The sequence below is a fragment of the Plantactinospora sp. B5E13 genome (genome assembly GCF_039871775.1).
Classification (GTDB): domain Bacteria; phylum Actinomycetota; class Actinomycetes; order Mycobacteriales; family Micromonosporaceae; genus Plantactinospora.
In genome coordinates this window covers 38139-53444 of the sequence record NZ_JBDPLT010000043.1, presented here as the reverse complement: position 1 = coordinate 53444, position 15306 = coordinate 38139, and the positions used below count along the sequence as shown (strand labels likewise).

14 protein-coding genes are annotated in these 15306 nt (G+C 72.7%); 5 read left to right on the top strand and 9 right to left on the bottom strand.

From position 1 onward, the window contains the following. Positions 1-93: 93 nt before the first annotated feature. Positions 94-825 carry a lysophospholipid acyltransferase family protein gene (locus ABGB05_RS28730; RefSeq protein WP_347657043.1) on the bottom strand — a complete coding sequence of 244 codons (732 nt, stop codon included), beginning with the start codon at positions 823-825 and terminating at the stop codon, positions 94-96. 253 nt (positions 826-1078) lie between these two features. Here ABGB05_RS28730 and ABGB05_RS28725 point away from each other — a divergent pair, with 253 nt between their 5' ends. Next, on the top strand, positions 1079-1945 hold the full coding sequence (locus tag ABGB05_RS28725) for a DUF308 domain-containing protein (RefSeq protein ID WP_347657042.1): 867 nt from the start codon (positions 1079-1081) through the stop codon (positions 1943-1945). A 210-nt stretch (positions 1946-2155) separates the two neighbouring features. Further along, positions 2156-3568: a trehalose-6-phosphate synthase gene (locus tag ABGB05_RS28720; protein ID WP_347657041.1), complete on the top strand. Its 1413-nt coding sequence runs from the start codon at positions 2156-2158 to the stop codon at positions 3566-3568. Between the two features lie 97 nt (positions 3569-3665). Here the strand turns inward: ABGB05_RS28720 and ABGB05_RS28715 are convergent, their stop codons facing one another. The 7 genes from ABGB05_RS28715 to ABGB05_RS28685 all read right to left on the bottom strand — a co-directional run bounded on the left by ABGB05_RS28715 (position 3666) and on the right by ABGB05_RS28685 (position 10270). Then, positions 3666-4562 carry a GNAT family N-acetyltransferase gene (locus ABGB05_RS28715; protein ID WP_347657040.1) on the bottom strand — a complete coding sequence of 299 codons (897 nt, stop codon included), beginning with the start codon at positions 4560-4562 and terminating at the stop codon, positions 3666-3668. A gap of 59 nt (positions 4563-4621) precedes the next feature. Continuing rightward, positions 4622-5422 carry an alpha/beta fold hydrolase gene (locus tag ABGB05_RS28710; RefSeq protein WP_347657057.1) on the bottom strand — a complete coding sequence of 267 codons (801 nt, stop codon included), beginning with the start codon at positions 5420-5422 and terminating at the stop codon, positions 4622-4624. Positions 5423-5439: 17 nt separating this feature from the next. Beyond that, positions 5440-6840, bottom strand: coding sequence for an NAD(P)-binding domain-containing protein (locus ABGB05_RS28705; RefSeq protein WP_347657039.1), 1401 nt, complete (start codon positions 6838-6840; stop codon positions 5440-5442). A gap of 175 nt (positions 6841-7015) precedes the next feature. Then, on the bottom strand, positions 7016-7729 hold the full coding sequence (locus ABGB05_RS28700) for an endonuclease/exonuclease/phosphatase family protein (RefSeq protein ID WP_347657038.1): 714 nt from the start codon (positions 7727-7729) through the stop codon (positions 7016-7018). A 46-nt stretch (positions 7730-7775) separates the two neighbouring features. Next, complete coding sequence (locus ABGB05_RS28695) at positions 7776-8723, bottom strand: ROK family glucokinase (RefSeq protein WP_347657037.1); 948 nt, start codon at positions 8721-8723, stop codon at positions 7776-7778. A gap of 116 nt (positions 8724-8839) precedes the next feature. Then, positions 8840-9775 (bottom strand): hypothetical protein, encoded by a 936-nt coding sequence (locus tag ABGB05_RS28690; protein ID WP_347657036.1) that lies wholly within the window; start codon positions 9773-9775, stop codon positions 8840-8842. A gap of 39 nt (positions 9776-9814) precedes the next feature. After that, positions 9815-10270, bottom strand: a complete 456-nt coding sequence (locus ABGB05_RS28685) for an SRPBCC family protein (RefSeq protein WP_347657035.1) — start codon at positions 10268-10270, stop codon at positions 9815-9817. A 218-nt stretch (positions 10271-10488) separates the two neighbouring features. On the opposite strand from ABGB05_RS28685, the gene ABGB05_RS28680 reads away from it, so the two are divergent. Genes ABGB05_RS28680 through ABGB05_RS28670 form a run of 3 tightly spaced genes read left to right on the top strand, consistent with a single transcriptional unit; the run spans position 10489 to position 14742 of the window. Continuing rightward, on the top strand, positions 10489-12357 hold the full coding sequence (locus ABGB05_RS28680; RefSeq protein ID WP_347657034.1) for a long-chain fatty acid--CoA ligase: 1869 nt from the start codon (positions 10489-10491) through the stop codon (positions 12355-12357). Positions 12358-12371: 14 nt separating this feature from the next. Further along, positions 12372-14066, top strand: a complete 1695-nt coding sequence (locus ABGB05_RS28675) for a GAF domain-containing sensor histidine kinase (protein WP_347657033.1) — start codon at positions 12372-12374, stop codon at positions 14064-14066. Positions 14067-14073: 7 nt separating this feature from the next. Next, positions 14074-14742, top strand: a complete 669-nt coding sequence (locus ABGB05_RS28670; protein WP_130460771.1) for a response regulator transcription factor — start codon at positions 14074-14076, stop codon at positions 14740-14742. A 79-nt stretch (positions 14743-14821) separates the two neighbouring features. On the opposite strand, the gene ABGB05_RS28665 is transcribed toward ABGB05_RS28670, so the two are convergent. Continuing rightward, complete coding sequence (locus ABGB05_RS28665; protein WP_347657032.1) at positions 14822-15262, bottom strand: DUF4395 domain-containing protein; 441 nt, start codon at positions 15260-15262, stop codon at positions 14822-14824. Positions 15263-15306: the final 44 nt, after the last annotated feature.

Genomic DNA, 15306 nt, shown 5'->3' with positions numbered 1-15306 from the left:
CGGTCCGGCCGGACCCAGACTGCCGACCGGCCCAGGCCGCGGACCCGCCCGGCTCGACCACCGGCCGCCGCACCGGACGGTGTACCGGGGGGCTCAGGCGGCGATCGAACCGCCCGTCGACTCGACGGACGATCCGCTCGCCGCCGTGGCCAGCGGCTGGTTCTTGATCTTCTGCGCGTAGATGTCGACGTACTCGCGCCCGGAAAGTTCCATCAGCTCGTACATGATCTCGTCGGTGATGGCCCGCTCCACGAACCGGTCGCCGGCCATCCCGGCATAGCGGGAGAAGTCGAGGGGACGCCCGAACCGGATCCGCACCCGCTTGATCTTCGGGATCAGCTTGCCCGGCGGCTGGATCTCGTCGGCGTTGAGCATCACCACCGGAATGACCGGGGCGCCGCTCTCCAGCGCCAGCCGGGCCACCCCGGTCTTGCCCCGGTACAGCCGACCGTCCGGCGAACGGGTCCCCTCGGGGTAGATTCCGGCCAGGTTGCCGGCCCGCAGCACCGCGAGCTGGGTGTCCAGCGCCGCCTGGGCGGCCCGCCCACCGGACCGGTCCACCGGGATGGTGCCGGTGCCGACGAAGAACATCCGGATCAGGGCACCCTTCAGCCCCCGGCCGGTGAAGTATTCGGCCTTCGCCACGAAGGTCACTTTTCGCTTGACCATCAACGGCATGAAGATCGAGTCGGAGAACGACAGATGGTTGCTGGCCAGGATCGCCGGCCCCGTGTCGGGCACGTTCTCCCTGCCCTCCACCAGCGGCCGGAAGATCAGCCTCAGCCAGGGCCCGAGGATGACGTACTTCATCAGCCCGTACAGCACCGCTGTCCTTCCCGAGCGTCTCCGCGGGTCCCCACCTGCCGGGCGACCGCCCGGCAGACCGCCGGAACGTCGCCGCGCCCGGCCGTCGGCCGTGGCGGGATCTGTCGGTCATGAGCCTACGAAGCGGGTACGGCACGCCACAACGCACTCCCGGAACCAGTGCCCGCCGTGTCACGATTCAGTGCACGGCATGTGGGGCCAACGGGCGGCAGGAGCACCGTGGGTGCCACGGGCCGGTAGGGAGGGTGTCGGAGTGACAGCGGGAGGGGCCCGTCGGGGACGACGGGACAATGGCCTGGAGGCGACGGAGTACGCGATCGCCGGCGACGTGGACCCGCGGCTCGGCGAACACCTGCTCGACGTGCTCGCCGCCGGGGGCATCGCCGCCTACCTGCAACCCTCCGCCGACCTCAACCCGGTGACCCGGACCACCACGATGCCGCCCCGGCCCGTCGACCGGCTGTACGTCGACCGCAGCCACCTGGCGACCGCCCGGGACTACCTGACCCAGCTGACCGACGAGGAGCCGACGGGCCGGTCGTCCGCGCCGCTGCCCGGCCAGCCGTCGTCGCCGGCCGCCGACCCGGACGTGGAGGCCGAGTGGGCCCGGATCGTCGCCGGCTACCACACCGAGGTCGCCGCCGACGCCCGCTCGTGGCCGGCCGCAGAGGACGTCGCCGAAACCGGGGCGGCCGAACCGGGAGGCGTCGCGACGGCACCGCGTCCCGGGCCCGACGCGCCGCTACCGGCCGGTCCGGGTGGCCGCCGGCTCCCCTCGGCCGCCGACATCTCCGGCATCTCGGTCGGCCGCGACGAGCCGTCGCTGCTCGACGGCCTCGACACCTTCGGCACGGACCTGCCCGACGAGGCCGAGGAGGAGCGGTACGTCCCACCACCGCCGCCTCCGCTGCCCCGGCTGTCGAAGTACGCGGTGATCGGGGTCCTGGCGATCGCCGCCGGCTTCGCGCTCTTCCTCTTCCCGTCGCTGCTCCCGCTCGGCCGCGGAGTCACCACCCTGTTCGGCTTCGCCGGGATCCTCGGCGGCTTCGTGACGCTGATCTGGCGGCTGCGGCCCGGCGACGACGACGATGACGACCCGGACGACGGCGCCGTGGTGTGAGCCGGACGACAGATCCGTCGGCGCCCGCCACCACCGCGGCTTTCTGCCCCGTACCGTCCAGATCGCGAGATTCATCGCCCTGTGGTGTTGGCACGTAACCATCGCGTAATTTCGCATCAGTAGGAATACTGCTGTACGTCACCTTCCCCTCACGACTACCCGATCGCTCGTCATTCGCGGTGGTCGCCTCGCCCGGAACGAGGTGCCCGAATGCGACAGAGTTCCCTCGTGGTGGTGGCCAACCGGCTGCCGGTCGACGACAGCGTGGCGCCGGATGGCGCCTGCGAATGGCGTCGTAGCCCCGGCGGCCTGGTCAGCGCCCTTCACCCCCTCCTCCAGCACACCCCGGCGACCTGGGTCGGCTGGGCCGGCGGCACCGGTCCGGCCCCACACCTGGCCGACATCGACGGGGTACGGATGCACACCGTCGCCCTGGCCCAGGACGACGTCCGCGACCACTACGAAGGTTTCGCCAACTCGACCCTCTGGCCGCTCTACCACGACGCGGTGGAGCAGCCCGTCTACCACCGTCGCTGGTGGGAGGCGTACCAGCGGGTCAACCGGCGGTTCGCCGAGGCGGCGGCCGAGGCGGCCGAACCCGGGGCGGTGGTCTGGGTCCAGGACTACCACCTGCAGCTCGTCCCCGGGCTGCTCCGTACGCTCCGGCCCGACCTGCGGATCGGCTTTTTCATGCACGTGCCGTTCCCGCCGCCGGAACTGTTCATGCAACTGCCCCGCCGGGCCGAACTGCTGCTCGGCATGCTCGGCGCCGACCTGGTCGGTTTCCAACGCCCCCAGGCGGCGCACAACTTCGCACAGCTCGCCACGAAGGTGCTCGGGCTGCCCGCCACCGACCGACGGATCGCGGTCGACGACCGGGTGGTCCGGATCGGCGCCTTCCCGGTCTCCATCGACATGACGGAGATGGAGGCGCTGGCCGGCCGACCCGACGTGCTCCGGCGGGCCGCCCAGATCCGGCGGGACCTCGGCGACCCACAGCAGGTGATCCTCAGCGTGGACCGGATGGACTACACCAAGGGGATCGAGCAACGACTCAAGGCCTACAGCGAGCTCCTCGCCACCGGGCACGTCAAGGTCCGGGACACCGTGCTGGTCCAGGTCGCCGTCCCCAGCCGGGAACGGGTGGAGCAGTACCAGATCCTGCGGGAACGGGTGGAACGCGAGGTCGGGCGGATCAACGGGGAGTTCGGCCGGGTCGGCGAGCCGGCGATCCACTACCTCACCCAGCCGTTCGACCGGGCGGAACTCGCCGCCCTCTACCGGGCCGCCGACATCATGGCGGTGACCCCGCTGCGGGACGGGATGAACCTGGTCGCCAAGGAGTACGTGGCGGCCCGGGTCGACGGCGGCGGCGCGCTCCTGCTCAGCGAGTTCGCCGGCACCGCGGCGGAGTTCGGCCAGGCGTTCCTGGTCAACCCGCACGACCTGGAGGGGCTCAAGGCGATCCTGGTCCAGGCCCTGCAGGTTAGCGAGGCGGACCGGACCGAGCGGATGCGGGCGATGCGGGACCACCTGCGGGTGCACGACATCCGGGCCTGGGCGCGCTCCTATCTGACCGCCCTGGATCAGAACGGTTCGCTGGTCACCCGCCTGACCACCTGAAAAGGAAGGGCCATATCGCTTTTTGTACAGGGGGCGGTTTCTAGAGGCCCTTCCTAACACCCCGGCCGCAGGGCGCGCCGTACCCCCGGCGGGCCGCTCAGTCGAGCGTGGCCAGGCAGGAGAACTGCGAGGCGACCGGACGGTAGCCGAGCCGGGTGTTCACCGCGAGCATCGGCGCGTTCGCCCCGTCGTTGGCGGTGTACGCGACGGTCGCGCCGGTGGCGGCGGCCCGCCGCAGCGCCGCCGACTTCACCAGCAGGGCCAGTCCCCGCCCGCGGTGTTCCGGCCGGGTCGCCGTCATGTCGGACCAGGCCCGCCCGCCGTCCCGGGCGACCAGGGAGAACGCGACAACGGTCGGACCGGCCACCGCCGCCGTACTGGCGGCCCGGTCCAACCCCGGGTTGTCCCAGACGTCGTACCGCCAGTAGTCGTACGACACCTGGTCGACCGGGACGTCACCCGGCTCGTCGGCGGCGGCCGCGACGTCGGCCTCGTACACCTGCCGGGCGTCCAGGTCCGCCACCGGGAGCAGCCGCAGCCCCTCCGGCGTCGGCGGTACCGGCGGTGGCGGCGTCAGGTCGAGCGCCGAGTAGCGGGCCTCCCGGCCCGGCTCGAAGCCGTGTCGGCGGGCGAAGTCCACCGAGTCCGGCACGACAAAGGACCGGACCCGGCGCACCCCGAGTCCCCGCAGATGCTGCCGGGTCGCGTCGAGCAGGGCGCTGCCGATGCCGCGCCGCCGGTGTTCCGGATGTACGTGCAGCAGGGAGATCTGCCCGAAGTCCGGTACGGAGGTGGTGACGATCCGGGACGCCGATGCCCAGCCGACCAGGCGTCCGTGCTCCTCGGCGACGTACCCGGCCCACCCCTCGCCCGACGGTGGCCCGGCGATCGTCCTCCGGGTCGACTCGACGCCGCGTACCAGGTAGGGATAGACGATCGCGCGCAGCGCGACGACAGCCGGGGCGTCCCCGGGCGTGGCAGGACGGATCAACACGGACGGCTCAGCACGGAAGACGCCTCCGGGTACGAGGGTGGACGGACAACCCTGGCTGTCTACCCGACGAGGTCCTTGTCGAGCCAGTCCAGGATCGCGTCGATCGGCTCCCGCCAGCGGGCGTCGAGCATCACGTCGTGCCCCATCCCCGGAAAGAGCAGCGGCGCGGCCCCGTACCGCCGGGCGGCCCGGGTCAGCTCGCCGGCCGGCACCACCCGGTCGTCCGGGCTGCCCAGCACCAGGATCGGCGGATCGCCGACGGGTGGCTCCGGAGCCGGGTGGGCGAGCAGCTGCCACTGCGCCCGGGCCGACGCCCGGCCGAGCCGCTCGGTGTAGCCGCGGGCCGTCGCCTCCGGCACCTCCCGGCTGAACAGCTGCCGACGGCTCAGCCGCAGCGGACCGCCGACAACCGCCGGCAGCGTACCGCCGGGGTTGCGGCGCACCGCCGCACCGAGGGTGGACCAGCCGCCGAAGACCGGCGCGACCAGCACCCCGGCCCGGGCCGGATAGCGGGCCAGCGCGTACGCCGTCACGAGCGCGCCGGCGCCGTGCCCCACCAGCACCGCCCGCCGGGGCAGGCTGGCCGCCACCTGGACCACGTCGTGGGCGTACGCCCGCAGCGTCGCCCTCGGGTCCGGCCCGCTGCCGCCGTGCCCGCGCGGGCTGACCGCGTACGCCGGGAATCCCCGCGACGCGGCGTGCTCGAGCCAGTTCTCCGCGAAGATCCAGGCACCGTGCCCGAACCCCGGTACGAACAGCAGCGGCGGCTTGCCCTCGTCCGCCTCCGGAACGGCGGAGAGCACCTCCCGGTGGACCGCCGGCACCGGACGGGTCCACTCCGGGGTACGGATGAGCCGCATCCGTCCGCTGCGCGCGGTCACGCCGCCACCTCCAGTTCGCCCAACGTGCGCTGCAACGCGCGCAGATACTCGATGTGGCCGACCTCGAACCAGTGCCGGGTGCTGTCCTTGACCCGGGCGGAGTGCCACCGCTCGTGGCTGTCGGCGGCGAATCCGGCGGCGAGGGTCCGGGCCCGGTCCGGGGCGGTCTCCCGCAGGCGCAGCCACCGGGCGATCACCACGCTCTGCCAGTGCACCAGGGTGAACAGGCCGGAGTCGGGCTGCAGCAGGCCGGCGACGGCCAGCGTCGGATGCCGGCGGGCGAAGGCGTTGAGGTGCAGCGAGGGCCGACCGGCGGGGTCGGTGCCGAGGATCTCCGGGGCGAGGAACTCGAACTGCGGCAGGTAGCCGGTCGCCAGCACCACCAGGTCCGGCTCGATCTCCCGCCCGTCGGTCAGCGTCACGCCCGTGCGGTGGAACCGGGCCACCTCCGGTACCGGGGTGATCGCGCCGTGCCCGATGTAGTGCACGAGCTGGCTGTTCACCAGCGGGTGGGTCTCGAAGACCTTGTGGTCGGGGCGGGGCAGGCCGAACCGGGTCAGGTCACCCACGGTCAGCTTCAACGTCCGGTGGAACAGCCACTGCCGCAACCACAACGGCAGCCGCAGCGCCGCCGTCGCGTGGCCGACCTGGTCGGCGGGGCGGCCGAGGGAGTACTTGGGGACGTACCAGTAGCCGCGTCGGGTGGAGTGCCAGCACCGGGTAGCCTGCTGGCCGGCCTCCACGGCGATGTCACAGCCGCTGTTGCCGGCGCCGATCACCAGCACCCGCTTGCCGCGCACCTGGGTGGCGTCCTTGTACGCCGAGGCGTGGATGACCTGGCCACGAAACTCGTCCAGGCCCTCGTACGCCGGCATCTTCGGTGCCCAGTTGTGACCGTTGGCGACCACGACGGCGGCGTACCGGGAGGTGCGTTCGGCACCGTAACCGCCGGTGCTGCGGGTGGTCACGTCCCAGCGGTCCCCCTCGGCCGGTTCGACCCGGACCACCTCGGTGCCGAACCAGATGTGCGGGCGCAGGTCGAAGTGGTCGGCGTACCGCTCCAGATAGGACAGCAGCTGACCGTGGTGGGGGTAGTCGGGCCAACTGTCCGGCATCGGGAAGTCGGGGAACTCGGTCAACGGCCGGGACGAGATGACGTGGGTGCTGGCGTAGACCGGACTGCGGTCGTGGCGCCAGTTCCACGCGCCGCCGACGCCGGTCTCCCGCTCGTAGCAGTCGACGCCGAAGCCGTACTCCTTGAGGTTCTTGATGGCGGTGAGCCCGCTGGCGCCGGCGCCGATCACGCAGACCGTGCCGCCCCGGTCGTAGACCGGGCGCCCGTCCCGCCACAGGGTCGCGACCGGTTCGTGGCTCTCCTGCTCGCTGAGGGTGGACACCGAGAGATCTCCTTTTGTCCGGCACGAGTGCCGACGTGCGGGGGAATCCTCCCGGCTTCCGTGACCTTTTGTCCAGCCCGCCGCGCGACGCCGCGGGGTCGACAGCGGCGTACGGCGCGGTGACGTCCGCCGGTCCCGCCACCCGTCCGGCAGGACAAGCTCCTGGTCCGCCGGCCTACAGGCGGAGATCGGCGAGGACCGGGAAGTGGTCGCTGGCCCGACGGGTCTGCTCGGTGTCCAGCACCGCGTACCGGAGCACGCTGATCCGGGGATCCACGAAAATGGCGTCGATCCGGTCCCGCGGGTCGGCGCAGGAGAACGTGGCCCGTTCCGCGCCGCCGCCGGCGACCGCGGCGTCGGTGAGACCGTCCGCGACGGTACGCCAGGCGGCGCCCCCGGAGTTCTCGTTCAGGTCGGCGCCGACCACCACCGGATGCCGGGCCGCCGTCAGTTCCCGGCCCAGCAGCAACGCCTGGCCGGGACGCTCGGCCGGATCGGTCGACAGGTGCGACCCGACGACGGTGAACCGGGCGCCGCCGACCGCACACTCGGCGAAGACCGCCCCGCGCAGGTGCCGGCCCGGGGTCAGCGGATACCGCAGGCACCAGGTGTCGTGGACCCGGACCCGCAGGCTGGTCAGCACCAGGTTGCCCAGGGACGGCAGACCACCCGCCGCGACCACCAGCCCGAGCCGGTCGGCCAGGGCGGCGCACCTGTGCCGCCACCGGAACCGCCGGGGCGCCTCCTGCACGACCACCACGTCCGGCGCGGCGTCCCGGACCGCGGCGGCCAGCGCGTCCACGTCGTCCCGCTGGCCGTGCACGTTGTACGAGAGCACCCGCAGACGCACGCCGGACGCGCCCTCGCCGGAGGACCGGAGCGATGTCATCGGGCCACCCCCAGTTTCTGCCGGATGCCGGGGCTCGCGTCGCCCGCTAGCGCCGCCGCGCCAGGTCGGCGGCGCCGATCAGACCCGCCGTGTTACCCAGTTCCGCCGGCCGGATCTCCGCCACCGGGATCGAGGCCCGCGCCGAGAGCGCCTCGGTGTAGGCCCGTCGGGTCGGCCCCATCAGCAGGTCACCCGCCTCCACCACACCGCCCCCGACCACCAGCACCTCCGGGTCGAGGATCTGCGCCATGTCGGCCAGGCCCATGCCGAGCCACCGGCCGATCTGGGCGAACGCGGCGCAGGAGACCGGGTCACCGGAGCGGGCCGCCGCCGTCACCATCGGCCCGGTGACCGCGTCGACGTCACCGCCGGCCAGTTCGAGCAGGACGGTGGCCCGGGTCGGCTCCTGCCGGGCGCCGGCCCGGGCGAACCGGACCAGGGCGTTGCCGCTGGCGTACTGCTCGATGCAGCCGTGCCGGCCGCACCCGCAGAGGTGGCCGTCCGGCACCGAGAGCATGTGCCCGAGCTCGGCGGCGATACCGTGCGCACCGCGGAGCAGCTCACCGCCGAGCACGATGCCGCCGCCGACGCCGGTGCCGATGGTGAAGAGCACCATCGAGTTCTCCGCATCCCGGGCCGCGCCGTACCGGAACTCTCCCCAGGCCGCCACGTTGGCGTCGTTCTCGACGATCACCGGCAGTCCGACGGCCGAGCTGACGTAGTCGCGCAGCGGCTCGTTACGCCAGGCGATGTTGGGGGCGAAAAGCACCGTGGAGCGGGCCGCGTCGATCCAGCCGGCGGCACCGATCCCCACCGCCGTCACCTCGTGCTCGGCCGCCAACTCGGAGACCACCTCGACGATGACGTCCCGGGTCTTGGCAACGTCGTCGGCCGGGGTGTCCCGGCGTACCCGCGCAACGACCTCACCCGCCGCGTCGACGACGCCGGCGGCCACCTTGGTACCCCCGACGTCGACTCCGATGGTCAGCGTCACCGCTGCCGCTCCCCTCTGCCGTACCGCTCCACGCGGTTGTTTCCCCGCCACTGCCGCCGTACCCGCGGTCGCCGGCACCGGCGGCCCGCTCCGGCCGCCCGGCGGGCGGCTCGGCGTCAGGCGCCGCCGTCGGACGTCCCCGGCTCCGCCGCGGCGTCCACCGGTCCCTCGGGCGCCCGGGAGGCCGGCACCGACGGACGTCGACCGGCCGGCCCCGCCGGTCCGGTCCGGTCCGTCGGTTCGGTTCCGGAGGCCGTCGATCGCCTGTCCGGCTCGGAGAATTGCCCGGTCGCGGGTGCTGTACCCGCGGCCCGGGTCGCCGCTGCCCAGACGTCCGACTCGACTGCCGGCCCCGAATCATGCCCGGTCCGGGTGGCCTCCCGCCACACCGCGTCGGCGTGACCTTCTCCCACCCCGCCCGGAACGTCGCGTACGACACGTGGCGACGACGGGCGGCTGTCCGGTTCGGTAGCCGGTGCCCGGTCCTGGGGCCCGGTCGGGTTCTCGGTCGGGTTCTCGTCGGTGTGGCGGGCTGCCGTGGGGTTGGCCACGGTGGAGAAGGCCCGCAGCAGGCTGGCCACCCCGGCGGCGAGGTCGCCGGCACCGGTGGCCAGTCGCTCGACCAGTTCCGGACTCGGATCCCGCAACGCGCCGATCGCTCGACATACCGGGCAGACGCAGCATGCCGGACCGCCGGTGGCGAAACCGTGCCGGCTCGGGTCGTCACCGGCCGCGCCGGCCGTTTCCGTTGCCGTCGCCCCGGTTGTCCTCTCTCCGGGGCCGGCGGCCCGAGGCTCTCCTGCCGGGCCGGCGGCCTGAGGCTCCCCCGGCGGGTCGGCGGTCGGGGACGGCCCCGGGGCGGCGGTCGGGGACGGCACCACCTGGTCCAGGACGTCGGAGATCACCTGGCCCACCGTCCCGACCAGGTCACGCGCCCCGGCACCGTAGCGGGCCCCGGTAACGGCCGTCTGGGCCATCGCGAGCGCGGCGGCGACCAGACGTTCGGCCTCCTCCCGCGCGGAACCCGGCTCGGGCGTACCGCCTGTTCTCATGATCGGCTCCTCACGCCGGAACGGGCGCCGGACGGTGGGTCAAGACGCCGTATCCAAGCTTTCCACCCGCCGCTTGAGCTGGGTCAACGCGGCGTCCATGATCATCTTTTCGGCCTTGCGTCGAAACATTCCCAGCATGCCCACCGACAACTCGACCTCAAGCGTGTACGTCACGGACGAGGTGCCGTCCCCGTTGTCCGTGATGTCGTACGACCCGTTCTGCACCCGCTGCATCCGGGACGGCTGCACCAGATGCCACTCGATCCGTGAGATGTCCTCGGCGTACTCGTACACCAGGGTGTACTCGTCGGTCATCACCCCGGCGTCGAGCACGAACCGGACCTGGGCGGCGTAGCCGTCCTCGTACTCCTCCACCACCTCGACCCGCTTCACGGCCTCGGCCCACTCCGGGTAACGCGGGAAGTCACAGATCACCGAGGTCACCCGGGCCGGCGGAGCGGCGATGACGATCGACTGCGTGGAGGAATCCGCCATGCCCGGCAGGCTACCTGGCAACAACGCGAGCCGGGCCGACCGCCTCACCCCGTCGCGCCGGTCCCGGCCGGTCGCCGGCAGCCGTCCACCGGCCGGCCGCCACCCACCGCCGACGAGCCTGCCGAGGCGGACGGAACCGGCAGCCAGGTAGGTTGCGGAGGTAACCGGACCGGTCGGCCGTCGGCGGACCGGGTCGATACGAGCACGAGGGAGTGCAGGTGCGCGAGTTCTCGGTCCCGCCGGTGGTCACGATCGGCGACGCGGCCAACCTCACCGACCCGGTCTGGGACAACGCCGAGGAGGCGCCGGACAGTGTGCAGTTCCTCCGACGCACCACGGGACCGGCCGGGTCGGACGGCACGAGCGGGTCGGACGGCGCGAACGGCTCGGACGGCGCGAACGGCTCGGAGGGCGGGTGGACCGAGGTCACCTGCCGCCAGTTCCGCGACGAGGTCCTCGCGCTGACCCGCGGTCTGATCGCCGCCGGCATCACCCCTGGCTCCCGCGTCGGGCTGATGAGCCGGACCCGGTACGAGTGGACCCTGGTCGACTACGCCATCTGGGCCGCCGGCGGGGTGACGGTGCCGATCTACGACACCTCCAGCGCCGAACAGGTGGCCTGGATCCTGGCCGACTCGGGCGCGGTGGCCTGCGTGGTGGAGACGAACGCCCACGCGCTGACCCTGTCCGGCGTCCGCGACCAGCTGCCGAAGTTGGAGCAGGTCTGGCAGCTCGACGTCGGCGGTATCGCCGACCTGGTCGCCCTCGGGGAACGAATCGATCCGACCGAGGTGGACCTGCGCCGTCGGGCGGTCCGGGCCGGCGATCTCGCCACGATCATCTACACCAGCGGCACCACCGGACGCCCCAAGGGCTGCACGCTGACCCACCGGAACCTGCTCTCCGACATCTGCAACGCCATCCCGGTGCTGCCCAACCTCTTCAACGAGGGGGCGTCGACCCTGCTCTTCCTGCCGCTGGCCCACTCGTTCGCCCGGCTGATCCAGATCGGCACGGTCCGGGCCCGGGCCACCGTGGCGCACGCCGCCGACACGAAGAACCTGGTCAACGACCTGAAGGAGATCCGGCCCAGCTTTGTGCTCTCGGTGCCCCGGGTCTTCGAGAAGGTCTACACCGGAGCGGTCCAGAAGGCGAACGACGAGGGCAAGGGCAAGATCTTCGCGGCCGCCGAAGGGGTGGCCATCAGCTACAGCGAGGCGCTGGACACCCGCTCCGGACCGGGCCTCGGACTGCGGCTGCGACACCTCGTCTTCGACCGGCTGGTCTACCGCAAGCTCCGCGCCGCGCTCGGCGGCCGCTGCGAGAACGCGGTCTCCGGCGGGGCTCCGCTCGGCGCCCGGCTCGGACACTTCTTCCGCGGCGTCGGGGTCCGGGTCTACGAGGGGTACGGCCTCACCGAGACCTCGCCGGCGGTCGCGGTGAACCTGCCCAGCGCGACCCGGATCGGTACGGTCGGCCGGCCGCTGCCGGGGGTGACCATCCGGATCGCCGACGACGACGAGATCCTGATCAAGGGCGACGTGGTGTTCCAGGGGTACTGGAACAACCCGGAGGCCACCGCCGAGGTGCTCACCCCGGACGGCTGGTTCCACAGCGGCGACCTTGGCAAGCTCGACGATGACGGATATCTGACCATCACGGGCCGGAAGAAGGAGATCATCGTCACCGCGAGTGGCAAGAACGTCGCGCCCGCCGTACTCGAGGACCGGGTCCGGGCCCACCGGCTGGTCAGCCAGTGCATGGTGGTCGGCGACCGGCGCCCGTTCGTCGCCGCGCTGGTCACCATCGACGAGGAGGCGCTGCCGGCCTGGCTGCGGGAACACGGCCGGCCCGAGGAGACCCCGGTCGACCAGCTGCGTGACGATCCGGAACTGCGGGCCGAGATCCAGAAGGCGGTGGACGAGGCCAACCAGGCGGTCAGCCGGGCCGAGTCGGTCCGGCAGTTCCGGATCCTGCCCCGAGACTTCACCGAGGCCAGCGGTGAACTCACCCCGTCACTCAAGGTCAAACGGAACATCGTCGCGAAAACCTACTCGGCGGACATCGCCGAGATATACGGCGACTGACTACCATCCGTCAGGTGCCCGCCTCGACCTCCGGTCCACCGCACCCGCATCCGCTCGCGACGGCGGCGCGCCTCGTCATGCTCGCCCTCGTCGCGGTCCTCACGCTGATCGCCACCCGGGACCCGGGCCAGCTCCGCTGGGTCGCTCTGCTCGCCTTCGCCGGCATCCCCGGGGTGATCGCCCCCAGGCACCGCGTACTGGCGCCGCTCGGCCGGGCCGCCGAGGTGGTCCTGGTCGGCCTGGCCGCCGCCCAGGTCGCCGCCGCGGCGACCATCAACGGCCCGATGCCCGGGCTGGGCGCCTCCGCGATCCTGCCCTACCTCGCGGTGCCGCTCACCGCCACCGCGTTGCAACGCCGGTCCCGGGAGGGCATCGCCCTGGCCGTGCTGGCCGCGGTCAGCCTCGCCCTCGGCGGGGCGCTGAGCACCGGCGACGGCGGCCGACAGATCGGCCAACCCGGCTACCTCGCCTCGGCGGTCCAGTGGCTGATCCTCGCCGGACTCGGCCTCTCCGCCGCGGGCACGCTGCAACGCATCCTGCAGGCCCGGGGAGAGAGCCGGCCGCAGCCGTACGCCGAGGCGACCCGACTGCTGACCCAGCTACGCAGTGTCGCCCGGCAGCTGCCCGGGGCGACCCTCGACCCGGGTGGCATCTCCGAGCACCTGTTGGAGGAGCTACGCGGCGTGGCCCGGGCCGACCGGGCGGCCGTGCTCTCCGCCAGCGGCGGGGGCCGGCTGGTGGTCCTCGCCCAGGTCGGGGTGGACCGGGTCGACTGGGAGACGACGCTCGACGCGGACTCGGCGATCGCCGACGCCTGGGCCAGCCAGCAGCCACAGACCGCCAACCGGTCGCAGGCCCGGTCGCACCGGGGCGGTGAGGTGTCGTCGCTGGTCGTACCGCTGGTCGCCGGGGTACGGACGGTCGGTCTGGTCGCCCTGGAGGCCGACGTCGCGAACGCGTACCCGTCCCCGGTGGTGGCCCAGGTGACCGCGCTGACCGGGCCGGCGGCGCTGCGGCTGGAGGCCGCGCTGCTCTTCGACGAGGTCCGTTCGCTGGCCACCAACGAGGAGCGGCAGCGACTGGCCCGGGAGATCCATGACGGGGTCGCCCAGGAACTGGTGATGGTCGGGTACGGCATCGACAACGCGATGGCCACCCTGCCGGACGGGGCGAAGGAGACCGCCGAGGAGTTGCGGGCGCTGCGGGCCGAGGTGACCCGGGTCATCACCGAGTTGCGGCTCAGCCTCTTCGAGCTGCGCAGCGAGGTGGACCGGCACGGTGGGCTGGCCGCCGCCATCGCCGAGTACGCCCGTACCGTCGGCGCCTCCGCCGGGCTGCGGGTGCACTACACGCTCGACGAGTCGACCGCCCGACTGCCGGCCGCCACCGAGGCGGAGCTGCTCCGCATCGCGCAGGAGGCGATCACGAACGCCCGGAAGCACGCCGGGGCCGCGAATCTCTGGGTGACCTGTGCCGTGGATCCCCCATTCGCCCAGATTGAAGTGTCGGATGATGGTCAGGGCATCGCTGACCAGCGTCCTGATGGCAGGTACGGTCTTGCGATCATGACGGAGAGGGCGGAACGTATCCGGGGCCGGCTAGAGATCAGTCCGCGACACCCCAGCGGCACGACGGTGGCAGTGGTGCTCGGAACCTCGCCCCGGCGCGATAACGTGCGCGATAGCGTCACCGCATCAGAAGGGGAGTAACCCGAGCATGACCACCAGCCCCACGCCGACCACTCGGACCAAGGTCCTGCTCGTCGACGATCATGACCTGATCCGCAAGGGACTGCGGCACGCCTTTGAGCGGGACCGGCAGTTCGAGGTCGTCGGCGAGGCCGCCACCGCCGCGGAGGGGGTCCGACAGGCCGGCGCGCTACAGCCCGACGTCGTGATCATGGACCTCCGCCTTCCCGACGGCAGCGGGCTCGAAGCCACCCGTGCACTCCGCAAGTCCAGCGCCACCATGGGCATCGTCGTGCTGACCATGTACGCGGGCGACGACCAGCTCTTCGGTGCCCTCGAGGCCGGCGCGAGCGCCTTCGTACCGAAGACCGCCCCGGCCGACGAGGTGGTGGCCGCGGCCCGGCACGCCGCCTCCTCGCCGAGCGCGTTCACCGCCGCCGACCTCGCCGAGGCGATGAAGCGCCGGTTGGCCCCCTCCGGCCCGCAACTCTCCCCCCGGGAGGGGCAGGTGCTGCGACTGCTCGCCGACGGGATGAGCGTCGCCGGCATCGCGAAGCAGCTCTTCGTCAGCGAGTCGACGGCCAAGACACACATCTCGAAGCTCTACGAGAAGCTCGGTGCGGCCAACCGGGCCCAGGCGCTGATGACCGCGCTGCGGCTCGGTCTGCTCGAAGCGCCCGACGCCCCCAAGTTCTGACCCGCGTCTGCGACCACGGGGCTGTCGACGGATCCCGTCGTCGGCCGCCTCGTGGTGCCGGCGTGGGCGACGCGGCGGCTCAGGGCGCGGGGTTGGCGACCCGGGTCGGTACCGGGCGACCGGTCAGCCGGCGGAACGCCAGGTAGGTCTCGCAGCCCAGACAGAGTCCGAAGGCCGCGTTGAGAAAGGCCGCCGCCAGGGCCAGACACCCCATGACCAGGCCGAGTGCCGGCGCGCCACCCAGATAGCCGGCGGCACCGACCAGCAGGAACACCAGACCGACCAGCTGGGCGAACCGGACCGGCGCCGCCGGCTCCAGTTCGGTGGGGCGGGGCAGCCGGGGCGCCACCAGGAACCGGAAGACGAGGGCGTACGGGTTCCGTCGCGGATCCAGGGCGGCGACGCCGAACACGGCCGCCTGGGCCAGGGCCAGCCAGCCGGAACCGGTGACCAGGACAACAACCAGGACAAGCGCGGTGAGCGCCGCGGCGAACCGCGGGGCACGGGGATCGAGCAACATGTCCACCTCCGGGGTGGGGAGCCGGGCTCGGTCGAGTCGGTGCG

Excerpts from the sequence above, each read along its gene's own strand:
- ABGB05_RS28690 (WP_347657036.1), bottom strand. The coding sequence starts at position 9,775 with ATGAGAACAGGCGGTACGCCCGAGCCGGGTTCCGCGCGGGAGGAGGCC.
- ABGB05_RS28720 (WP_347657041.1), top strand. The coding sequence starts at position 2,156 with ATGCGACAGAGTTCCCTCGTGGTGGTGGCCAACCGGCTGCCGGTCGAC.
- ABGB05_RS28685 (WP_347657035.1), bottom strand. The coding sequence starts at position 10,270 with ATGGCGGATTCCTCCACGCAGTCGATCGTCATCGCCGCTCCGCCGGCC.
- ABGB05_RS28700 (WP_347657038.1), bottom strand. The coding sequence starts at position 7,729 with ATGACATCGCTCCGGTCCTCCGGCGAGGGCGCGTCCGGCGTGCGTCTG.
- ABGB05_RS28710 (WP_347657057.1), bottom strand. The coding sequence starts at position 5,422 with ATGCGGCTCATCCGTACCCCGGAGTGGACCCGTCCGGTGCCGGCGGTC.
- ABGB05_RS28670 (WP_130460771.1), top strand. The coding sequence starts at position 14,074 with ATGACCACCAGCCCCACGCCGACCACTCGGACCAAGGTCCTGCTCGTC.
- ABGB05_RS28665 (WP_347657032.1), bottom strand. The coding sequence starts at position 15,262 with ATGTTGCTCGATCCCCGTGCCCCGCGGTTCGCCGCGGCGCTCACCGCG.